Source organism: Gilliamella sp. BG3, assembly GCF_046635605.1.
GTDB lineage: Bacteria > Pseudomonadota > Gammaproteobacteria > Enterobacterales > Orbaceae > Gilliamella > Gilliamella bombi.
On sequence record NZ_JBIDFE010000002.1, the window covers coordinates 52,162 to 74,408 of the forward strand.

At 34.9% G+C, this 22,247-nt stretch carries 19 protein-coding genes; 15 read left to right on the top strand and 4 right to left on the bottom strand.

All coding sequences use genetic code 11. The annotated features are described in order from the left end of the window. The first annotated feature begins 16 nt into the window (after window positions 1-16). The 7 genes from ACGH6S_RS01180 to ACGH6S_RS01210 all read left to right on the top strand — a co-directional run bounded on the left by ACGH6S_RS01180 (window position 17) and on the right by ACGH6S_RS01210 (window position 7,726). Window positions 17-733 carry an ABC transporter ATP-binding protein gene (locus ACGH6S_RS01180; RefSeq protein WP_065625390.1) on the top strand — a complete coding sequence of 239 codons (717 nt, stop codon included), beginning with the start codon at window positions 17-19 and terminating at the stop codon, window positions 731-733. Window positions 734-736: 3 nt separating this feature from the next. After that, complete coding sequence (locus ACGH6S_RS01185; RefSeq protein ID WP_085164559.1) at window positions 737-1,960, top strand: ABC transporter permease; 1,224 nt, start codon at window positions 737-739, stop codon at window positions 1,958-1,960. Next, window positions 1,917-3,542 carry an SUMF1/EgtB/PvdO family nonheme iron enzyme gene (locus tag ACGH6S_RS01190; RefSeq protein ID WP_411578216.1) on the top strand — a complete coding sequence of 542 codons (1,626 nt, stop codon included), beginning with the start codon at window positions 1,917-1,919 and terminating at the stop codon, window positions 3,540-3,542. Before ACGH6S_RS01185 ends, ACGH6S_RS01190 begins: the two co-directional genes overlap by 44 nt. Then, entirely contained in the window at window positions 3,539-4,231 is a 693-nt protein-coding gene (locus ACGH6S_RS01195; protein ID WP_296299834.1) for a hypothetical protein, read from the top strand. Before ACGH6S_RS01190 ends, ACGH6S_RS01195 begins: the two co-directional genes overlap by 4 nt. Before the next feature lie 2 nt (window positions 4,232-4,233). Then, window positions 4,234-4,716: a hypothetical protein gene (locus ACGH6S_RS01200; RefSeq protein ID WP_085164554.1), complete on the top strand. Its 483-nt coding sequence runs from the start codon at window positions 4,234-4,236 to the stop codon at window positions 4,714-4,716. 65 nt (window positions 4,717-4,781) lie between these two features. After that, complete coding sequence (locus ACGH6S_RS01205) at window positions 4,782-6,149, top strand: VWA domain-containing protein (protein WP_411578217.1); 1,368 nt, start codon at window positions 4,782-4,784, stop codon at window positions 6,147-6,149. A 128-nt stretch (window positions 6,150-6,277) separates the two neighbouring features. Beyond that, on the top strand, window positions 6,278-7,726 hold the full coding sequence (locus tag ACGH6S_RS01210) for a VWA domain-containing protein (protein WP_411578218.1): 1,449 nt from the start codon (window positions 6,278-6,280) through the stop codon (window positions 7,724-7,726). Between the two features lie 702 nt (window positions 7,727-8,428). Here the strand turns inward: ACGH6S_RS01210 and ACGH6S_RS01215 are convergent. Together ACGH6S_RS01215 and ACGH6S_RS01220 are read right to left on the bottom strand one after the other, a co-directional pair. Next, window positions 8,429-8,743: a hypothetical protein gene (locus ACGH6S_RS01215; RefSeq protein ID WP_065609344.1), complete on the bottom strand. Its 315-nt coding sequence runs from the start codon at window positions 8,741-8,743 to the stop codon at window positions 8,429-8,431. 80 nt (window positions 8,744-8,823) lie between these two features. Further along, window positions 8,824-10,665: an SLC13 family permease gene (locus tag ACGH6S_RS01220; protein ID WP_411578251.1), complete on the bottom strand. Its 1,842-nt coding sequence runs from the start codon at window positions 10,663-10,665 to the stop codon at window positions 8,824-8,826. A 305-nt stretch (window positions 10,666-10,970) separates the two neighbouring features. Between ACGH6S_RS01220 and ACGH6S_RS01225 the strand changes: the two genes are divergently transcribed. Continuing rightward, entirely contained in the window at window positions 10,971-12,692 is a 1,722-nt protein-coding gene (locus tag ACGH6S_RS01225) for a thiamine pyrophosphate-dependent enzyme (RefSeq protein ID WP_174798845.1), read from the top strand. Window positions 12,693-12,823: 131 nt separating this feature from the next. Here ACGH6S_RS01225 and edd read toward each other — a convergent pair whose 3' ends face one another. Further along, window positions 12,824-14,629: a phosphogluconate dehydratase gene (gene edd / locus ACGH6S_RS01230; RefSeq protein ID WP_411578219.1), complete on the bottom strand. Its 1,806-nt coding sequence runs from the start codon at window positions 14,627-14,629 to the stop codon at window positions 12,824-12,826. A 30-nt stretch (window positions 14,630-14,659) separates the two neighbouring features. After that, entirely contained in the window at window positions 14,660-15,187 is a 528-nt protein-coding gene (gntK, locus tag ACGH6S_RS01235; protein ID WP_411578220.1) for a gluconokinase, read from the bottom strand. Window positions 15,188-15,475: 288 nt separating this feature from the next. On the opposite strand from gntK, the gene gatA reads away from it, so the two are divergent. The 7 genes from gatA (at window position 15,476) to ACGH6S_RS01270 (ending at window position 21,630) form a co-directional block, all read left to right on the top strand. Then, the gene (gatA, locus tag ACGH6S_RS01240; RefSeq protein WP_085164542.1) at window positions 15,476-15,928 is read left to right on the top strand and encodes a PTS galactitol transporter subunit IIA; all 453 of its coding nucleotides are present in this window, start codon (window positions 15,476-15,478) and stop codon (window positions 15,926-15,928) included. A gap of 15 nt (window positions 15,929-15,943) precedes the next feature. Beyond that, window positions 15,944-16,228, top strand: a complete 285-nt coding sequence (gatB, locus tag ACGH6S_RS01245; protein WP_065606572.1) for a PTS galactitol transporter subunit IIB — start codon at window positions 15,944-15,946, stop codon at window positions 16,226-16,228. A 4-nt stretch (window positions 16,229-16,232) separates the two neighbouring features. After that, on the top strand, window positions 16,233-17,615 hold the full coding sequence (locus ACGH6S_RS01250) for a PTS galactitol transporter subunit IIC (protein WP_411578221.1): 1,383 nt from the start codon (window positions 16,233-16,235) through the stop codon (window positions 17,613-17,615). Between the two features lie 101 nt (window positions 17,616-17,716). Continuing rightward, window positions 17,717-18,760 (top strand): alcohol dehydrogenase catalytic domain-containing protein, encoded by a 1,044-nt coding sequence (locus ACGH6S_RS01255; RefSeq protein ID WP_411578222.1) that lies wholly within the window; start codon window positions 17,717-17,719, stop codon window positions 18,758-18,760. Between the two features lie 94 nt (window positions 18,761-18,854). After that, entirely contained in the window at window positions 18,855-19,628 is a 774-nt protein-coding gene (locus ACGH6S_RS01260) for a DeoR/GlpR family DNA-binding transcription regulator (RefSeq protein ID WP_085164535.1), read from the top strand. Window positions 19,629-19,809: 181 nt separating this feature from the next. Next, window positions 19,810-20,754: a hexose kinase gene (locus ACGH6S_RS01265; protein WP_085164533.1), complete on the top strand. Its 945-nt coding sequence runs from the start codon at window positions 19,810-19,812 to the stop codon at window positions 20,752-20,754. Window positions 20,755-20,775: 21 nt separating this feature from the next. Beyond that, a complete protein-coding gene (locus ACGH6S_RS01270) occupies window positions 20,776-21,630 on the top strand; it encodes a tagatose bisphosphate family class II aldolase (RefSeq protein ID WP_085164531.1) in 855 nt (284 codons plus the stop codon). The last annotated feature ends 617 nt before the right edge of the window (window positions 21,631-22,247 follow it).

Genomic DNA, 22,247 nt, shown 5'->3' on the forward strand with positions numbered 1-22,247 from the left:
TGTGTTGTTAGAAAATATGTTAACCATCAATCAAATTGCAATTTCACGCTCAACAGGCAAATCCTTTTTTAGTGTTTGCCTACCAAAGCTAACTGTAAAAGCTGGTGAGGTGGTCGTTATTCAGGGCGACAGTGGTGCAGGTAAAAGTACTTTACTTGAAATGGTGGGGATGATTCTAAAACCAGACGAAATTGGCTGTTATAATCTGGCTATAGATAGTTGTGATATTGATATTGCAACACTCATCAAACAAGATAAAATAGATCAATTGGCAGATGTTCGTGCTAAGTATTTAGGTTTTATGTTACAAACAGGTGGATTACTGCCATTTTTAACGGTTCGTGACAACATTTTATTATCGTTAAAGCTATTACAGAAAAAAGTGGATAATGATCGCTTTGATTATTTAGTGCAAAAACTCAACATTATTCATTTACTAAATAAATATCCTAAACAGTTATCAATTGGTGAAAGGCAACGAGCTTCCTTTATTCGCTCTATTATTCATAAACCTGCGTTATTACTTGCCGATGAGCCGACTTCGGCATTGGATCCCTATAATGCAAATTTACTTTTTGATTTAATTATAGAACAAGCTCAGCAGGATAATATAGCTGCCATGATTGTAACACATGACCTGCAGCGTATAGCTAACAAAGGATTATTTACTTTATCGGCTAAATTAACCTCCTCACAATCTTCGGAATTTCTACCATTACAAGATAAGGCATAAAAGATGACTAAAGCAATATCAAAATGGTTACTTATAACTCGTTTGTCTGTAGCTGACTTATGGTATGACAAAAAAGTTTCATTTTGTATTATTGCCTCAGTAATATCAGTAATTACACCGCTATTATTGCTATTTAGTTTAAAATATGGTGTGGTTTCTCAACTTCGAGAGCAATTGCTTAATGACCCGCAAAATTTAGAAGTAAAAATAGTTGGTAATTTACAACTAAAAGATGAAGTGTTTGAGTGGATAAAGAAACAGCCAGAAACAGCTTTTGTTATTCCATTAACTCGTTCATTAAATACGCAAGCTGATTTAATGAAAGATGCTAGCCATTTTGTTAATAATGCCGAAATTATACCTACAGCCAAAGATGATCCAATAACAAAAAACTTGCCATTACTTAATAATAAAAAACAAATTTTATTAAGTTCATTATCAGCCGAAAAAATGCAAGTAACAGTAGGAAGTCGAGTCAAAATGGTAATTACTAGGCAGCTTGATGGAAAACTAGAAAAAGGCATGACTGAATTAGATGTGGTTGGCATTATTCCCGAAAACCGTTATAGCCGTGCCGCGGTTTTTGTTACTTTAGAATTACTTATTGATATGGAAAATTATTATGATGGTTATCAAAGTGACATTTTTCCAACCTCAACAGGACAATTAAATCCACCTGAACATACCTCGTTCGCACGAGCTCGTATTTATGCAGACTCACTTGATAATGTATCACCACTAGCATTTAAATTAAGAGAAAAACACATTGAAACGCGTACACAGGCTAACGCAATTGAAAACATGCAAGCGATTAATAGAGTACTTAATTTTATTTTTAGCGTTATTGCAATTACAGCGATTTTAGGGTGTGTTTTATCATTTATAGGATCATTTTTATCAAATATTGAACGCAAACGTAAAGATATTGCCTTTATGCGATTAATCGGTTTTCGCTCTAAAGGTATTATGCTTTATTTAATAAACCAAGCTATGATTTTAAGCTGTTTGGCTTTTGTTGCCTCTTGTACTCTTTTTGTAATAGGTAATTATGCGTTTAATTTAGTTTTAGGTAAAAATTTGGTTTCACAATCTGTTGTAAGTCAATTACAATTTTATCATCTTATCATAGCCTTTTTACTCACTTTATTTATTGCTGCAGGCATTGTGCTTATAGGAGGGCGACGTGCTATCAAAATTCAACCAGCAGAAAGCTTACGTGAAGCATAATTGTACTCGATACGTCCGACTAGCTTGTTGGGGATTGGCTGCAATTAATCTACATCCATCATTAAGTTTTGCTCAACCTTGGGATAGTAAATTTTATAATCCCAAACCAACAAAAGATGACGTGATTTTACCTATGCCATGTGATGGCAGTTTAGTGATGAAAAAGGTTTTTACCCCGACCAATAAACCGTTAGATGATATTAAAATCATTTTAGGCAGTAACCAAAAAGAACTCGGTTTTGCCGAGTATGCAACACCTAATTATATTGCTGGTAGTTTTTCTGATGCAGGTAAAGAACGGTATTACCTGATAGGTAAATATGAGATTACCGCATTGCAATATCAATCAGTAATGAACGAGACTTGCCCAACTCCTAAAGTAAATCTTTCTTTTCCCATTACTGATATTAGCTGGTTTGATGTCATCGCCTTTACGGATAAATATAATCGTTGGTTAATTGAAAACCAATCAAAAATAAAATCAAGTAATTTACCTAATGGTTATGTTCGTTTACCTAATAATACCGAATGGGAGTATGCCGCTCGCGGTGGGTCAAAAGTGACAGAATCGGAGTTTCGTGAATCCCTATTTCCGATGAAAGGTAATCTCGAAAGCTATGCATGGTTTTCTGGCGCAAAATCTGCTAATGGTAAATTACAACTGATTGGTAGGTTAGAACCTAACCCGCTAGATCTTTATGATATTTTAGGTAATGCAAGCGAAATGATGTTTGATTCGTTTCGAATGAATAAACTAGATCGCTACCATGGTCAACAAGGTGGAGTGATTGTCCGTGGTGGGAGTTATTTAACACCAGAATCATCAACTACCAGTGCTTTTCGTACCGAAAAACCTTTTTATGATGATAAAGGTGCGTATAAAAGTAAAGATGTTGGATTTCGTTTAGTTTATACAACCGAAGTGATGAATTCGAATGAAAAAATCAAAGAGTTAGATAAAGAATGGAGTCAGTTAGGTAACGAAACAGACAGTACAAAAAATGGTAATGTCGTTAATGAGCTTGAAAAAATCACCAAACAAGTTGAAGATGAAAAAACAAAAAAAGAATTAAATAAACTAAATACGCTTTTAAGAAGTGCTAATCAAGCTCGAGATGAACAACGGGATCGTTCCATTCAATCGGCATTACAGCTAGGCGCATTTTTGTGCGCTAATGTTTCAGATTTAAACAGCAAATTTGAGTATAATGACAATTTATATAAAACAATGACCAATGAGGTTTGTGATCCAAAAGAAACAGACGCATTGGAAGATGACAATATGTGCTCAAAAGCGAAGCTAGATAATTTAAAAAAAGTTGTTGATGAATCTAAAAGTGCACGGGATTTTATATTGAAATATTATTCTGACACAATAGTTAATACTGCGTCAAATTACGAAAAAAATACGATTAATGATCAAGCCAAATCAACTCAATTTATTTTAGAAAATAGTGGCAAAGCTAATATGAGTGATTATTTAAAACTTTACTTCAAACATATTAATCAATATATTGAATCGGGAAAAATCGAACGAACGATTTGGCTACAAACATGTACCGAAATAAAAGGAAATAAATGATGAATAAAATTATCCTAACACTTGCTTTGTGTGTATCGCTTATTCTAACAGGATGCCAAGGTTCTGGCGGAGTGAGCTCCAGAAATGTCGATCCCGCATTGGCCAAAAGTAATACAGCTAAATTTTTTAGTAAATCAGCGTGGCAATCCTGTGCTATTGGTGCTGGTTTGGGCGGTATTGGCTGTATGCTAGCAGGAGGGAAAACAGGCGTATGTATTGCGTCTGCAGCCGTAGGTTGTGGTGTTATGATGGGAGCAAACTATTATCTTGACAACAAACGAGCAGAATATGCGGATGCTGAAATGCGCCTCGATGTTTACATCCAAGATATTCAACAAAACACTTACGAAGTACAAGCTGTAACTGAAACAGCTAAAGCTGTATTAGATAAGAATTTAGCGACACTTAATGTATTAAATAATCAAATTAAAAAAGAAACCTTAAATAAAAAACAGGCTCAAAAAGATTTAGTTCAAATTGATGCTAATATTGCTTATTTACAAGATAAATTACAACGCATGAGAGGCGTTGAAAATGATTGGATTTCAATATCATCTCAAGAACGACAATCAGGTATGAATGTATCAAAACTTGATAAACAAATAAGCCAATTACATAAACAAATTTCAGTACTTGAAAATCAAATTAATCTTGTTACAAAACAACGTTCAGCGGTTAAGGTTAGCTAATTATGAAAAAAAAATATCTTCTATTACTCAGCCCGTTTATTTTTTTAGTTGGTTGTTCAACAACGCCCGAACAGTGTGATCCAACTAATACTAACATTGGTATTATGGACAAAATCAGCTGTAATTATTCAGGGAATTACCAAGCTCGAATTGATCAAAAAAAGCAAATTCTAGAGAATGAAGTAAGAGCTAATCAGCAGTTTAAAGAAATTTATGCTGTAATTGAAAAACAAAAAAATAACACTTCATTAAGCATTAAACAAAAACAGGCACAGCAGCAAAAATTAAAAACTGATTTAACTAAACTAACTGATGAAGTTAAACAAAAAGCCCAAGGCCGTGACGATCTACAGGCTCAAGTCAGAGATATAGAACAGCAACTGAAAAAAGTTAACAATTCAGGTAGTTCTGAACTTGAAAAACAAGTTGAGTTAGAAAAGTTAAATAAAAAACTTCAACAATTGCAAAAGGCACTGAATATATAAATATATTCTGGTTTAATCAATATTCAAACAAAAACTGAAGTTAAATAAAAGGGAATAAATAGGCAATGCAGCGAATAACAAGAGTTATGTGTGATCGTAATAATTCTGAAAAAATATCTTTATTAGATCAATATAATTCATTGTTAGCATTGCTAAAACCGTATTTAACTGATCGTACTTTTTCTATCTTAGCAATAGCAAGATTGATTGACGATAATCAATATATTGGTTGGTATACCGAGTTAGAAGGACAACCTGTTTTATTGAACGAAATTAGTGATCAATCACTTAAAGCTAAGATAGAAAAAACGCTACAATATCGTATTAACGATATCGAAACAACTGTTAAGCTAATACCCATAACAGCTGAGCAGCAGGCATTCATTTCATCATGGTTACCTAGAATTAAAAGTTTAGGCAATCATATTTATGTTATTAATGATGAGCCGGTTATTGTTAATACCTTTGAAGACCCTGTTTTACCTGCTCCAGCACCAGTTATTCTTCCAAAATCATTTTGGCGTTGGTGGCATTATTTACTTCTGGCCCTATTATTACTTTCTTTGCTTGGTATTATTTGGTACTTATTTTGTCCATATGGAAAAGCAAAGCCTACGATTCCTGATACAAAGCCTGTAATTACTCAGCCAGTTGAAGAAAAGAAATCAGACCCACCAAAAGAAGAGCAACAACCTGTTGTAAAATCGGAGCCTGAACCGATACCAGCACCTAAAAGTTGTATTACTCGTGAAGAAATTGCGAATAATACAGACACACCAAAAATGGTTATGATATTTGACAATTCAGCATCGATGTCATTGACTTTAATGGAAACTCAGGCATCCATTAATCAATACTTGCATGCTGATTTTTATTCAATGACACAACAAGAAATTGATGAATATGAAAAACGAATGACTCGCTTACCAAATCGGTTATCAACAAGTAAAAAAGTAGCATTGTCGAGCATTGATAAAATACAAGCAGACGTTAATATTGCGCTAGTAACTCTATCTGCTTGTCCTGTTGCACAAACTACTCCATTTTATCATTATGAAAATAGAAGCAAGTTAAAAAATAAAATAAATAGGTTACAACCATTAGAAAATAAAAGCGCAACACCTTTATATAGTGGTATAAAACAAGCAAGTAAAATGCTTGATGGTGTAAACCGTGATGATTACATATTAGTTATTAGTGATGGTGAAGATAACTGTACCAAAGCTAATATTTGTGCTTTAGCGAACAAAATTGCCACTCAACAACCTCGTTTAAAAATAAATATTGTTGATATCGCTGGGCAGCATAAAATTGACTGTGTAGCAAACAAAACTGGAGGTAAGGTTTATATAGCTCAAAGTCCAAAACAGATAATTAACCAAATGGATAAAGCTATTTCGAGTATGAATATTAGTAAACCTATATGCGAATAATCAATTTTAAATAAAACGATACAATTACATAGCTCGAATGTATCGTTTTTTATATTTTTATCTATAAAAGTTAGATTTAGCACATTATTTAGAGTAATAATATGAGAATGTAAGGAATTAAATCAATAATGCAACGAATAACGCGGATAGTCTTTGATTATAATAATCTAGAGAAAATTTCTCTATTAGAACAATATAATTCCTTAATATTATTATTAAAATCACATTTAACTGATCGTACTTTTTCGGTTTTAGCAATACCAAAATTGATTGATAACAATGAATATATTGGATGGTACACTAATCTTGAAGGGCAACCTATATTACTTGATAGTCTTGTCGATGAATCGCATAGAAACAAAATAGCCAAGACATTACAAACACGTATTAATGATATTGAAAATGCTATTAAACTAATGCCATTAAACGATGAAGAGCGAAATTTAGTTTCAGCATGGCTTCCAAGAATTAAAAGTTTAGGTAACCTAATTTATGTTATTAATGATGAGCCCGTTATTATTAATACCTTTGAAGAACCAGTTTTACCTGTAGTAGCTCCAGTTATTCCACTAAAACCATTTTGGCGTTGGTGGCATTTTTTACTATTAGCCTTATTGCTTGTTGGTTTGCTTGGTATTCTGTGGTATTTATTTTGCCCTTTTGGTAAACAAAAAACAGTTGTTCCCGATCCTATAGCTATTGTTGCGCCGGCTGTTATAGTGAAGAAGCCTGAACCTAAACCGGCGTCTGAGCCTGTTACTGAGCCAAAAGATACCGTGCCTGAAGAATCTACGCCAATTGCAAAATCAGAGCCTAAACCTGAACCGATACCTCAGCCACCGTTAAAGCCAAAGGTAAAAAATCCACCGAACTGTATAACCAAAGAAGAGATGAATAAAGATCCTAATCCATCTAAAATGGCAATAGTGTTTGATAATTCATTATCAATGACAGTAACATTAAATGAATCGCCATCAGCGGTTGAACAATATTTTCGATATTTGACGTATGGTAGTAATATGTCAGAAGAAGAAAGAATCAAATACGAAAAGCGTATGACCCGTTTACCAACTCGTTTATCAAGTAGTAAGAGTGTGGCTACATCGAGTATTGATAAAATACAACCGAATATTGGTATTTCACTGGTAACGTTGACTAATTGCCCAGCAGCAGAAGTTTCGCCGTTTTATAATTACAAAAATCGCCCATCACTAAAGCATAGAATTAGAAACTTAACACCGACTGCAGCTGGAGGAGGAGGAACACCTTTATATAATGGTTTAGAAAAAGCGAGTAAAATGCTTGATGGCATAAATCGTGATGATTATATTCTTATTATTAGCGATGGTGAAGATAATTGTACAAGGAAAAATATTTGTACATTAGCAAATTATATAGCTGCACAAAAACCACGATTAAAGATTAATATTGTGGATATTGCTGGTGAACACAAAATTGACTGTATTGCTAATGCAACAGGAGGAAAAGTTTATATTGCTCAAAGCCCTAAAGATATGATTAAACAAATGAATAAAGCGGTTTCAAATTTGAAAATTGATAGGCCTGTGTGCCAATAAATAATAAAAAATTATATTAACTAATTTTATTGAGTTTTTTTAATTCAATTATACAGCTATACAGTTATTTGAGCTCGACAATGTTTCAGACTTTTTTATAGAATAAATAACATTCGACTAACGTCCGATTTGGCGAATTTTATGCGAAATTCCATAAGGCCAAGCCAACAGGAATGTTTGGCTGCGCTAGTCAAGAACGAATTATAGCGGATGAGTTAAAACTGAGCGCTGGCGGATATATTTTCTGTAACAAATTTGAATATTTGAGCAAAGTGAAAATGATCTCGAAAAGGCGAGTATCAGGATAATATGAGTAAATATAAGTAGGCTTTATTCTGTACAGCTAAGAATGAGATTGTTAAATGGGATCTGGCAATTCGCATAGCTTGCTTGCCACTATTGTTATTTATTCCACCAAAAGGCTAAAACGTCTAAAACCACTACACCAAACAAAATCTTAGCACGCTGTAACCAACAGATTTAATTTAAAAAAGCAAAACAAAAATTCCAATACAATCAAATTCTATATCTTGATGGTTTTAAATCAAAATAAACGCTCACAACACCGTAAAGTAAATATGGGAATCTTCTTTATGGTGTCAGAATGTAATGACAATTATAAGTAAGAGCAGCACGCAAAACAGGAGGTTTGGTGGATTATTTTGTTGTTGCCATTACTATGTTTAAATTGGTGAGTAAAAATTATAAAGGTAAATTACGTTTAATCATACATTGTTTATAAGCATCAAAAGCTTTTTGATTTAATTTCATGCCATACATATAAAGAATGCCGTAGCACAAAACTGCAAGAGCAACACTATCTTTGTATTTTTTAAACATATTATAGTGTTGTATTAATATTTCATCACTTATTTTATCACTTTTTTTATCTGATTTTACTTGCTTTATAATTGTGTAACATAGCAATAGAATAAATATGCCTAAGAAAGTCAACAGTCCGATAATTAATGCAGCAAAAACTGCAAGTCCCATAATGGTTTGTAAAAAATTCATCATTTTTAAATTCTCCTATTTCTCAATTTAATAAAATATGCTTTTATATTAGTATTATTTTCAATCATTACCATAGTTAGGCTTTAAAACGGAAAAAACACCGGTACTAAAGCAATATCCACCGCCATTACTAAAAAAGTTAACGGTACGCCAATTTTGACAAAATCGCTAAAGCTGTATCCTCCCGGTGCTACTACCATGGTTTTAATCGGTGAGGATACGGGCGTAATAAATGACGCTGATGTGGCAATTGCCACCGTCATGGCAAATGGATAAGGTGAGTAACCAAATTTTAGTCCTAAATCAATAGCGATTGGCGCAATTAAAATGGCTGTTGCAGTATTGGATATAAATAATCCAATTGTTGAGCATAATAAGAAAACAAATGTTAGCACCATGTATGGGCCGAAAGAGCGTAAGTGGACTTCAAGCCAAGCTGATATGAGCGAAATCCCCCCCGTTTTGTTGAGTGCTAGTGCAAAAGGCATCATACCTATAATTAGAATTAAGGTTGGCCAATGTATGGATTTATAGGCATTAGCCATGTCAATGCATCGTGTTGCTCCCATCAGTAAGCAGGCGACTAATGCCGCAACCACATTAGGCACAATACCTGTCACCATTAAAATAATCATAATGGCGAGATTAATTAAAGCCGCTGGTGCTTGTGAGCTTGCTGGTGCAATGTCGTCGATATCGGCCGGAAAGTCTAATACAACAAAGTCATTGGTTCGAGTTTGTAGTTTTTGGATCGAACCCCAGTCACCACAAACTAGTAATGTATCACTCATTTCTAAACGTTCTTGGAATAAGTTGTTTGTTTCAACTGGTGCATGATTACGCCAAATACCAATTACAGTCAGGAAATATTTTCCTCTAAAATCAATTTCATTAAGTGTTTTTCCACACAGTGTCGATTCTGGGAGCAGGGCAACTTCGGCCATGCCGACTTGTTTAACCTGTTCTGAAAAATATTCACCTCGTAATACTTTCGGTTCAAGGTTGTTGGTGTTTAAAAAGGTTCGATAATCGGCTTCGGAGTGTGACATATCGAGTAATAAAATATCATTTTCACGAAATTCGGTTGAGCCATTAACGGGGATTAGTACTTTGTGGAATTTGCGCCAACGTTCAATACCAATAACATTTACACCATGTTCACTACGCAAATGTAAGCCATCAATTGTGCGCCCAACAAAAGGTGAGCCAGCTAGTATTTGTGCTCGATGGGCTCGGCCAATTAATTTATAGTCTCGAATTAAATCGGTGATTTTTCGTCTTTGTGGTTGGGTATTAGTTGGGGTAACTTGTTCTGCTGTGAGTAACCAATTGCGTGTTAATATGCAATATATAACCCCGACAATTAAAACACCAATACCAATTGGGGTGATCGAGAAAAAACTGAATTCAGTCAAAGCGGCACGGTTTAATTCACTGTTTACAACAAGGTTTGGAGCGGTGGCAACCAGTGTCATCATGCCACTTATTAATGCCGCAATACAAAGTGGCATCATTAATTTTTTTACATGAATACCAGTATGGTTAGCAATGCTAATGGCAACGGGTATAAAAATTGCAACTACGCCAGTTGAGCTCATCACTGAGCCAAGCAAAGCAACGCCTAACATAATGCAGGTGATAATGCGAATATCGTTTTTGCCTGCGACTTTTAATATGTATTCGCTCATTTTGTATGAAATACCTGTTCTAACCAAGCTTTCACCAATAATAAATAGAAGGGCAATTAAGATAATATTAGGATCGCTAAATCCAGCGAGGGCTTCAGCTGGTGTTAATACGCCTGTGATGGTGATTGCCGTTATTGTGAGCAATGCAATAATGTCCATTCTTAATTTGCTGAACGAAAACATTAAAATTGCTATTAATAATAATATGCAGACAGTAATAAGTGGGTAATATTCAATAAAATAATTAGGTAAGAATTTAGCGATTGATGATACTAAACCATCCTCAGATGACAAATGTTCCACAAAAAGTAGCTCTATGATACAGATTACATTTTGTACATAATACCTTGATTTATTGTAATAGGGAATATCTCTAAATAAAGTTTATATGGCTATAATTACTTTATCGTTAATTTTTTTTACGTTATTTTTCGTTTTTTAACATTTTTTGCTATTTTCTTTATGACCTATTCGCATTATTGAAAAGTAGGTGTAATTTAAGCAACTAAACCTATTTAATCGTTAACTCTTTAGGAGAGAATATGTCATCAAAAAAATCTGTTGCACAAATTATAGTTGATGTTTTGTCTGAAGCAGGTGTTAAGCATTGTTATGGTATTGTTGGGGATACTTTGAATCATATTACTTCTTCTATTAAAAAAAGTAATATTGAATGGGTACATGTTCGTCATGAGGAAGTCGGTGCTTTTGCCGCAGGGGCAGAAGCTTATTTAACAGACCAAATTACGGCTTGTGCTGGATCTTGTGGTCCAGGAAGTTTGCATTTTATTAACGGTATTTATGAAGCACACCGTAATAAAGTACCTGTTGTTTTATTGGCAAGCCAATTGGTGACTTCGCAACAAGGTACCGATTTTCCGCAAGAAGTTGACTTTGAATCTATTTATAAAAATTGTTCTGTATTTTGTCAGCAAATCAATGATCCAACCCAAGCAAGACAAATAACAACCGCAGCAGTTCAAGCTGCAATTAATCAACGAGGTGTAGCTGTTTTAGTGGTACCTTATAATATTAGTTTAATTAAGGTTGAAGATAATAGTGGGCATAAAATTTATCATCCTAAACCTATTATTCGCCCGTCAAATGAAGAATTGAATCAAATCGCAGAAATACTTAATAATAATCATAAAATAGCTATCTTCGCTGGGCAAGGAGTGTGTGAGGCTCACGATGAGCTTATTGCCTTTGCTGAAAAATTAAAATCACCTATTGTGCATACATCGAGGGGTAAAGATTTTGTTGAGTATGATAATCCTTATAACGTTGGTATGACTGGTATGTTTGGTATGGAGTCAGGAACAACAGCGATTAAAGAGTGTGATGTGTTAATTATGTTAGGTGCTGATTTTGCGTGGTCGCAATTTTATCCTGATAAAGCGATTATTATTCAAGTTGATATTGATGCCACTCATCTTGGGCGGCGTCATCCAGTGAGTGTGGGGGTTGTTGGTAGTAGTAAGCCAACGTTAGCCGCTTTAATTCCTTTAGTTGATGAAAAGCAAGATTCTAAGTTTTTAGAAAAATGTCGCCAATTGTATATAAAAGCAATGGATAAATTGAATAAGAAAGCTGTACCGTCTCAAACAATGATTCATCCTCAATATTTAACCGAGCTTGTTGATAAATATGCGACACAAGACGCTGTGCTTTGTGCTGATGTTGGCTCTGCTATGGTTTGGGCTTGTAGGCATTTTAATACCAATGGGAAAAGACGTACTGTCATTAGTTTGAAACATGGCACAATGGCAAATGCAATGCCGCAAGCGTTAGGCGTGCAAAAAGCATTTCCTAATCGTCAGGTTATTACTTTATCAGGTGATGGTGGTATTAGTATGTTATTAGGCGATTTGTTAACTACAATTCAAGAAAATTTGCCAATTAAAATTATTGTGCTTAATAATAGTTCACTTAATTTTGTTGAATTGGAACAGAAATCAGAAGGTTTAGTTGATCACTATACCGATTTACAGAATCCTAATTTTGCAAAAGTTGCCGATTCGATGGGATTATTTGCGATAAGAGTTGATAACTCTGATTCTCTTGATGAAGCAATGCAATCATTTTTATCGCATCAAGGTCCTGCATTATTAGATGTTAAAACCAGCTCTAATGAATTAGTTATGCCGCCTGAAATTCAAGCATCGCAGGTTATGGGAATGGCGCTTTACAGTGTAAAAGCTTCTTTGCAAGGGAAAATGGGCGATGTAGTAAATCTATTGGTGGATAATTTTATCAAGAAATAGTTTATATTATTTTTTATATTTATTTTAAATGACAAGTTTACAGAGAGTTTTTGTTAAAAAGTTTCAGGAAATAGGGGTGTTTCAGTATAATTTGGGGGGATCTGCCGCTGATTTGCGGCAGAATAAATGAATTAAAAACTAACGGCGCCTTCTTCTGCGGAAGTTAAATTTTCTCGGATAACGGTAAATAGTTCACGCCCATAACCTAGATGTGAATCCGTTAAGTCGAAAGAATAAGGTTCACGTTTGGCTAATTCTGCTTCGTCTACTAATAATGTTATTTCGCCAGTTTGACCATTAACACGGATCATGTCTCCATTTTGGATTTTACTGAGTAAACCTCCATCATAAGCTTCGGGGGTGACATGAATTGCGGCAGGTACTTTACCCGAAGCTCCCGATAATCGACCATCAGTTAATAACGCAACTTTATAACCTTTATCTTGCAGAACACCTAGCGGTGTTATTAGTTTATGCAATTCTGGCATGCCAATTGCTTTTGGGCCTTGATAACGGACAACAACTACGCAGTCTTTATCTAGTTTGCCTGCTTTATATTCGGCATCTAAATCATATTGGCTATTAAAGATGACTGCTGGTGCTTCAATAATTTGATGTTCAGGTGCAACGGCTGATGTTTTCATAATTGCACGACCAAGATTTCCTGACATCACTTTTAATCCACCATGAGAATTAAATGGTCTTTTGATTGATGCAATGACGCTGTCATCTAATGATTTTGTTGGACCTTCACGGAAAGTAAGTTTGCCATTTTCTAAAATAGGTTCTTGAGTATAACGACTAAGTCCACGCCCTACTACAGTTTCAACATCTTCATGTAATAAACCACCCGATAATAATTCGCGAACCAATAAAGATGTCCCTCCAGCGGCTTGAAAATAGTTTATATCGGCTGGACCATTCGGGTAAATTCGGCAAAGTAGTGGTACTGCTGTTGATAGATCTGAAATATCATTCCAATTAATAATTATGCCTGCTGCTTTAGCCATCGCCACAATATGCATTGTTAAATTAGTTGAACCGCCAGTTGCGAGTAGTGCAACTAGACCATTGACAATCACCTTTTCATCTACCATTTTACCAATAGGCATATAGTTTCCTGATTGGTTGGTTAGGCGAGTAATTTGTTTAGCAGCAGCATTGGTTAATTCATAACGTAATGCTGTTTCAGGATGAACAAAGGCCGTCCCTGGCAAATGTAGTCCCATTAATTCAATAACCATTTGGTTACTATTTGCGGTACCATAAAAAGTACAAGTACCACTAGTGTGATAAGATGCCGATTCTGATTCAAGTAAGTCTTCACGCGAAGCTTTACCTTCTGAGTAAAGCTGGCGGATACGCACCTTTTCTTTATTAGGTAAGCCCGATGGCATTGGTCCTGCAGGTACAAAAATAGCAGGTAAGTGACCAAACGTTAATGCGCCAATAAATAGACCTGGTACAATTTTATCGCATATTCCAAGATATAGAGCACCATCAAACATATTATGTGAAAGCCCGACAGCAACCGACATTGCAATCACATCACGGCTCATTAATGATAGCTCCATTCCAGGCTCGCCTTGAGTTACACCGTCGCACATGGCAGGTACTCCACCAGCCATTTGCCCAACTGCGCCAACTTCGTGAAGTGCTTTTCGAATTTGTTCAGGATAAAACTCATACGGTTTATGAGCTGATAACATGTCATTATAAGAACTAATAATCCCTATGTTACTTTTTAAAATGTTTTTTAGATCACTTTTATCATCGCTACAACAAGCAGCAAAACCATGGGCTAAATTACTACATGGTAAACTAGATCGAGTTACTTTTTTATGCATAGCTCTTTCTATTTTTTGCAGATAAGCGGTACGAGATGCCCTAGAACGCTCAATAATACGTTGAGTTACAGCCTGAATAGTCGGATTCACATTGACCTCGTCTTATTTTTTTCTATTTTTTTAACAATGACATATTGTGCGTATTACTTTTTCAGTATCGTGCACAACCTTTTCTAATGGTTGTTCAATATTGATGTTGTAGACATCTTTTTCATCAGTAGTTGGTTCTTCTAGAGTATCGAATTGAGATTGAAGCATCCCTGTTTTTTGGTAGTGTCCTTTACGTTTAGCTAGTCTTTCAGCGATTACATCGAAACTTCCTTTCAAATAAATAAAATGTACGTTTTCATTTTCACCGCGAATAATATCTCGATATTTTCGTTTTAATGCCGAACAGATAATAATTGAGACATCGTTAACATTACTCATAGCAAATACGGCATTACTGATTAAGCTAAGCCAAGGCATTCTATCTTCATCGTTTAGAGGTGTACCGCTCCGCATTTTTAAAATATTAGCCTTTGGATGTAAAAAATCACCATCTAAAAAAGCAGCATCCAGATTGTAAGCAACTTGTTTGGCAACAGCTGATTTACCACAACCAGATACTCCCATTAATACAAAAACTTGTTTATTTTTTTTAGTCATTATTGATCCTTCGTACATCCAACTAGTTACGGGTAACATTTTGACATGCTGACCTCTATTTGCAATATAAAAAAAGTTTATTTGTGATCTGGATCAGGTTTTACTTTTAATTATTAATAAATAGAAAATTATCTATTAGTTGAGCGTTACTATTGAAAAATAGATTCCGATCACAAAAATATAAAATCTTATTTGCTTTTTAATTCGAAAGGCAATAATCTTTCGTTATTGTTTTGTTTTCGAAAGTCAAATTCGAAAAAATAAACTAAAAAATAGTGGAGAACAAATATGAATAAATTTCAGCTTTTTTTCGAAAACAACCTTAAATTTGATAATGCATTAGAAGCATTAACTTATATTAGTGAGCAATTACAACAAAAGGGCATTGTTAAAGAAAGTCATTTAAAAGCCTTAATCGAAAGGGAAGCATTATTTCCAACGGGTATTGCTTTTGATGGTTATGCTGTGGCGATTCCGCATTGTGAAGCAAAACATGCAAATACTCCTGCAATCTTTATTATTCGCACTCAATCCCCAGTTGCTTTTAATCGAGCTGATGATGATAGCAATATTGATATTTCATTGATTATTTCACTTGTTGTGACTTCACCTGAGGATCAAATTGAGCTATTAAAAGCGCTTTTTTCAAATTTACAAAATAAAGACTTTTACCAATTTTTATTAAACGCTCCGCAAAATGAAGTTGTGGATCATTTTAATAACGTGATATTTAATCAATAAGTTTCAGGAGGCATTATGAAAAAGAAGATTATTGTTGCTTGTGGTGGTGCTGTTGCAACTTCCACTTTAGCTGCTGAAGAGATAAAAGAATTGTGCAACGAGAATAATATTCAATTTGATCTTATTCAATGTCGCATTAATGAAATTAATACTTTTATTGATGATGTTGATTTGATCTGTACTACAGCCCGAATGGATCAGAATTTTGGTGATATTCCAATTGTTCATGGAATGCCTTTTGTATCAGGGGTTGGTATTGATCAACTAAAAGAAAAAATATTATCTATTTTAAAAGGATAAATCTATGTTTACTGAAATTATGCAGTACATTCTCGATCTTGGCCCATCGGTGATGCTACCCATTGTGATTATCTTGTTTTCATTAGCTTTAAGAATGAAGTTGGGTGATGCACTAAAAGCTGGAATTCATATAGGAATAGGGTTTGTTGGTATAGGACTAGTTGTTGGTTTGTTAACCAGTTCTGTTGGGCCTGCTGCTCAAGCGATGGCTGAAAGATTTGATATTAGTCTAAATGTTATCGATGTTGGTTGGCCTGGTGCAGCGCCTATGACTTGGGCTTCACAAATTGCTTTAGTAGCCATTCCCATCGCTATTGCAGTAAATATTATTATGTTAGTTTTAAGATTAACTAGGGTTGTTAATGTTGATATTTGGAATATATGGCACATGACATTTACTGGCGCGCTTGTTTACATTGCAACAGGCTCTTACTGGCTTGGTATTGTAGGGGTTATTGTTCATGCCATTATTGCTTATAAACTGGGTGATTGGTTTGCCAAAGATACCAAAAATTTTTTTGAGCTTGACGGTATTGCGGTTCCTCATGGTACTTCTGCATATTGTGGTCCAATTGCTGTTTTTGTTGACGCTGTCATTGAAAAAATCCCAGGCATTAATAAGATTAATTTTAATGCTGTTGATATGCAAAAGCGGTTTGGTGCGTTTGGTGAGCCTGTTACCGTAGGCTTATTCATGGGCATCATATTAGGTTTATTAGCAGGGTATGGGGTGAAAGAAACGCTACAACTAGCGATTCAAACTGCAGCGGTAATGTTATTAATGCCACGCGTAATTAAACCTATTATGGATGGATTAACACCGATCTCTAAACAAGCTCGTAAACATTTGCAATCAAAATTTGGTGGGCAAGATTTTCTTATTGGTTTAGATCCAGCATTGTTATTAGGACATTCAACGGTAGTATCGGCAAGTTTAATATTTATTCCATTAAGTATTTTTATCGCCATTATCCTACCTGGTAATGAAGTTTTACCTTTTGGTGATCTGGCAACTATTGGCTTTTTTATCGCAATGGGGGTAGCGGTTCATCAAGGTAACCTGTTTAGAATCATTATTTCTGGTTCTATCATTATCGCCATTACACTTTGGATTGCCACCCAAATGGTTCCATTGACTACTCAACTAGCCATTAATGCAGGCACGATGGCTACGAATAATGGCATTTCAGTTGGTGCAATGGATCAAGGTGGGTCACCCATTACTTATCTTATGGTTCAGTTGGTCAACTTGAAACAACCTATTGGTTTTGCCCTTATTGGATTGTTTTACCTTTTCTGCTTATTTTTGACATGGAAACGTGCACAAAAATACCAGTTATTTTTAAAAAATCAATCATTATATCAAGAAGATGGAGTAATAAAATAATCCCAAAACAGTCATCACCAAAATCAATCAGAAAGCTTTCACTCAGTAACGAGTGAAAGCAATACATCAACGTAATTTGTTTACCAATAAAGGAAAATAACATGAAAGCGGTTGTTGTCAATGAAGGGGGAGCTTTATCTATACAAAATATAGAAATGCCCAAAATAACATCTCCAGATCAAATTTTAGTTAAAGTGGCTTATTGTGGTTTATGTGGTTCAGATATTCCGCGTATATTTCACCATGGTGCTCATTTTTATCCCATTACATTGGGACATGAATTTAGTGGCACAGTTGTTGAAATTGGGTGTGGTGTGACTGAATTTGAGATTGATGATTTAATATCTTGCGTGCCATTGTTACCATGTTTTAAATGTGATGAATGCCAAAATCATTATTATTCACTTTGTAAGAATTATACTTTTGTTGGTTCAAGGATAACAGGCGGTTTTGCTGAGTATATTGTGTTAGATAAGAAAAATGCGTTTAAATTACCTAAAGGTATCAGCCCGCTTGAGGGTGCATTTTTTGAACCAATGACTGTTGGAATGCATGCTTTGTTATTGGCTAATGGATGTGAGGGCAAAAATGTTGTCATCGTTGGTGGTGGCACAATCGGATTACTTGCTATGCAATGTGCCAAGGCAATGGGGGCAAAATCAGTTGCGGTGCTTGATATTAACCAGCAGCGCCTCGATCTAGCCAAACAACTAGGCGCTGATATGGTATATCATTCTCAAGATCTTAGCACCGATGCGATTTACCAAGCTTTATCTTTATCTCGCTTTGATCAAATTGTATTAGAAACGGCGGGTTCACCAGTTACGGTCAACTTAGCCATTGAAATTGCAGGCCCTAGAGCGAAGATAGCCTTGGTGGGTACACTTCATCATGATATTACACTTCCAGAAAAAACATTTGGACTGATTTTACGAAAAGAGTTACAAATTTTAGGCAGTTGGATGAACTATTCAGCGCCATGGCCAGGTAAAGAGTGGCAATTAGTAAGTCAGTACTTTATGGATGGAAAAATTAAACTTGATGAGCTGATTGCTGGCATAGAGGGATTTGATTCATTTATTAAACAAGTGACTGCCTTAAATGGTCGTCCTATGAATGGCAAAATTTTATTAAATTGCATGTAATTATTTTGATTTAAGTCAGCGATTGAAAATGAAATCTTATCTTTTGATTCTGTTTGTTATACACTGCTAAAAAATTTTCGAAAAAGGAAATATTATGAATGCAAGTGAAAGACGCCAACAGATAGTAGTACTTCTTAATATGAAAGGAACTGTGTTAGTTTCTGATTTGTCGGAACAGTTCAATGTTTCTGAGGTCACAACCAGAACCGATCTGAGATTGCTAGAAAAACAAGGAGTGCTAACACGATTTCATGGCGGAGCAACCAAAATCATAAATAACGGTGACTTAAAATCATTTAAAGAACTGCAATTAGAAGAACGTTATCAGCGATTTATAGAAGCTAAAAAACGTATTGCAATTGAAGCGGTTAAACATGTTAAAGAAGGTGACACTATTATTTTAGATAGTGGTAGTACAACCATGTTGATAGCTGAAGAACTCGTAAAATTGAAGCATATTACTGTGATTACCAATAGTCTTACTTCTGCATTTATATTATCAGACAATAGTGACATTATGCTATTTATGTGTGGTGGTACACTTAGACATAAAACGCGTTCTTTTCATGGAAAAATTGCTGAGCAATCGTTAACTGGCATCTCTGCTGATATTTTGTTTGTTGGTGCAGATGGAATTGATGCAAAAAGAGGAATAACAACGTTTAACGAAGGTTACACTATCAGCAGTGTTATGGCTAATGTCGCCAAAAATGTGATTGCCGTGCTCGATTCATCAAAATTTGGTCGTAATGGGATTAATGTTGTGTTACCACTTAGCCAACTTGATACCATTATTACTGATACTGATGTTGACAGTAGCTGTAAACAAGAATTTGTGGTAAAGGGTATTAAATTAATAGCGGTTTAATATTTGTGCTTACACTCGTGTGTTTTTATATCTTAATTGGTCATAAATATTAAAAACCATTACTCGTTTAGGTTCGATACCCTAAATGATAAAAATTTTTGCTTCTAGCCAAGTCGATTTAATGGTAGTGATCATTTAAGCTTGTTATTTCTCCCAACGATATCAATGCGTAGGAGAAAATATGATATTAACAATTACGATGAACCCTTCGGTGGATATATCGTATCCATTAAATAAATTAGCGATTAATGATATTAATCGAGTTTCAGAGGTAAAAAAAACCGCAGGAGGTAAAGGGCTTAATGTAACTCGAGGCATTAAATACTCAGGTATTCCTGTTCTTGCATCAGGCATTATTGGTGGAACAACGGGCGAGTATATTCAAAAACAATTAGATAACGATAATATTAATTACAACTTTTATATCACCCAACATGAATCAAGAAACTGTATTGCCATTTTACATGAGGGAAATCAAACTGAAATCCTAGAGTCAGGGCCAGTATTAGATAATCATGATGTCAATGTTTTTCTGGAACACTACCTAAATTTGCTTAGCCAAGCGCAGGTTATTGCTATTTCAGGGTCATTGCCACAAGGATTTCCAGTCGGTTTTTATACTCAATTAATTGAAAAGGCAAATAAGTATCAGATCCCTGTATTGCTAGACTCATCCGGTAAGATGTTATTAGAAACGCTCATCTCTAAAAATAAACCTTTTTTAATCAAACCCAATAAAGATGAACTACAGCAGATTATTCAAATGGATATCGATCCAAATGATGTAACTTCATTAGTTAAAGCCGTTAATCATCCTTTACTAAATGATATTGCTTTTATCATCATCTCATTAGGTAAAAACGGTGCTTTTGCTCGTTGTCATCACAATTATTACCAAGTTTCAATTCCTAAAATTAACGTGGTTAATCCTGTTGGATCGGGTGATGTTACGTTAGCTGGGCTTGCTGTTAGCATTCATGAAAATGAAGCTGTAGAGGTAATGCTTAAACGTGCGATGACTATGGGAATGCTAAATGCAATGGAATCGCAAACCGGTTTTGTCAATATGGATAATTATGACAAGTATTATCAACACGTTAAAGTCACCAAAATCATTGCAAAATAACAGATTAATGAGGATTAAATTATGTATCTTATTTCTAGTCAAGAGATGTTAAAAAAAGCTCAACGTGAATGTTATGCTGTGCCCGCATTTAATATACACAACCTTGAAACTATCCAAGTTGTTATTGATACCGCTAAACAGATGCAATCCCCCGTGATACTTGCAGCAACGCCAGCAACTTATAGTTACGCAGGAATACAGTATTTAATCAGTATTTGTGAAACAGCAGCAAGCATTCATCATTTTCCTTTTGCGTTACATTTGGATCATCATGAAAATATCAGTGATATTCAAACAAAAATAGAGGCAGGAATTAGATCGATTATGATTGATGCTTCGCATCACCCCTTTGAAGAAAACATTGATATAGTTAGTAAAATGGTTACTTTTAGTCATAAATATAATGCTAGTGTTGAAGCCGAATTAGGGCGGCTTGGCGGGCAAGAAGACGATCTTATTGTCGATAACAAAGATAGTGCTTTTACAGATCCCAATGCGGCAAAAGAGTATGTCGAACGCACAGGAATAGATTCACTTGCGGTAGCTATTGGTTCAGCTCATGGTATGTACAAAGGTGAGCCTAAACTTGATTTTGAACGATTAGCCAAAATTCGAAATAAAGTTGATATTCCACTAGTGTTACATGGTGCATCGGGTATACCTGAGGCGATGGTAAAAAAATCGATTTCATTGGGTATTTGCAAAGTAAATGTGGCAACTGAATTAAAAATTGCCTTTTCAGATGCTTTAAAACAAGATTTTAAACTCCATCCTGACGTCAACGATCCAAGACACTATATGCAGCCAGCAAAAGCTGCCATGAAAAAAATTGTTGAAGATAAAATTCGTATTTGCGGTAGTGCAGGTAAATTATAATATGAAAGATCAAGGCGTTGTTTTGAATTAGCAAGAACGTACAATTCATTACCAGCAGTTGAACGCTGCTGGTTAAAATGTGTTAAGTGATAGCACATTAAGTATTTGTAGGAATGACTTGCGTTGTTTACCGTAATTTGAAAAACAATTGTAATGCATAGACATAACTCTGTATCCCAAACAGATGATGATGCCTATATCATAAAGAAAAATCACCGTCACTGATTTGGCTAACCGCTTTATGGTCAGTTGTCTAGCCATTTATTGCACTGAAAGATCTCATCAAACATTAAATAACATGCTCCCATTGAATATAAAACACGGAATACAGATAGCGTCATTTTCTAGGTGAGTTGTATTCTAACTATTAGATATTTAACCAATTATTCACATTTAGGCGCTATTTTGTAAAAAATATTCAGGATTCTATACCGTTTTGTGATGAATTTAGATTTCTTTGTTTTCCATTTATTAAAATGTGTGAGAACCATCGTATCAATTAAACATTCACCAAATCTGCCTGCTTTCAAACGAATGGTTAAATCGAAAGTGTGATACGTTCGTTAATTGAGAGGTTGCACAATCAGCAAATAATGAGCGATTCAAAGGTTAGAAAA

Bases quoted from the DNA above. Each gene is read 5' to 3' on its own strand.
- gatB (WP_065606572.1), top strand. From the start codon at position 15,944: ATGAAAAAGAAGATTATTGTTGCTTGTGGTGGTGCTGTTGCAACTTCC.
- ACGH6S_RS01210 (WP_411578218.1), top strand. From the start codon at position 6,278: ATGCAACGAATAACGCGGATAGTCTTTGATTATAATAATCTAGAGAAA.
- gntK (WP_411578220.1), bottom strand. From the start codon at position 15,187: ATGACTAAAAAAAATAAACAAGTTTTTGTATTAATGGGAGTATCTGGT.
- ACGH6S_RS01265 (WP_085164533.1), top strand. From the start codon at position 19,810: ATGATATTAACAATTACGATGAACCCTTCGGTGGATATATCGTATCCA.
- ACGH6S_RS01205 (WP_411578217.1), top strand. From the start codon at position 4,782: ATGCAGCGAATAACAAGAGTTATGTGTGATCGTAATAATTCTGAAAAA.
- ACGH6S_RS01255 (WP_411578222.1), top strand. From the start codon at position 17,717: ATGAAAGCGGTTGTTGTCAATGAAGGGGGAGCTTTATCTATACAAAAT.
- ACGH6S_RS01250 (WP_411578221.1), top strand. From the start codon at position 16,233: ATGTTTACTGAAATTATGCAGTACATTCTCGATCTTGGCCCATCGGTG.
- ACGH6S_RS01180 (WP_065625390.1), top strand. From the start codon at position 17: ATGTTAACCATCAATCAAATTGCAATTTCACGCTCAACAGGCAAATCC.
- gatA (WP_085164542.1), top strand. From the start codon at position 15,476: ATGAATAAATTTCAGCTTTTTTTCGAAAACAACCTTAAATTTGATAAT.
- ACGH6S_RS01215 (WP_065609344.1), bottom strand. From the start codon at position 8,743: ATGATGAATTTTTTACAAACCATTATGGGACTTGCAGTTTTTGCTGCA.
- ACGH6S_RS01260 (WP_085164535.1), top strand. From the start codon at position 18,855: ATGAATGCAAGTGAAAGACGCCAACAGATAGTAGTACTTCTTAATATG.
- ACGH6S_RS01185 (WP_085164559.1), top strand. From the start codon at position 737: ATGACTAAAGCAATATCAAAATGGTTACTTATAACTCGTTTGTCTGTA.
- ACGH6S_RS01270 (WP_085164531.1), top strand. From the start codon at position 20,776: ATGTATCTTATTTCTAGTCAAGAGATGTTAAAAAAAGCTCAACGTGAA.
- ACGH6S_RS01195 (WP_296299834.1), top strand. From the start codon at position 3,539: ATGATGAATAAAATTATCCTAACACTTGCTTTGTGTGTATCGCTTATT.
- ACGH6S_RS01200 (WP_085164554.1), top strand. From the start codon at position 4,234: ATGAAAAAAAAATATCTTCTATTACTCAGCCCGTTTATTTTTTTAGTT.
- ACGH6S_RS01225 (WP_174798845.1), top strand. From the start codon at position 10,971: ATGTCATCAAAAAAATCTGTTGCACAAATTATAGTTGATGTTTTGTCT.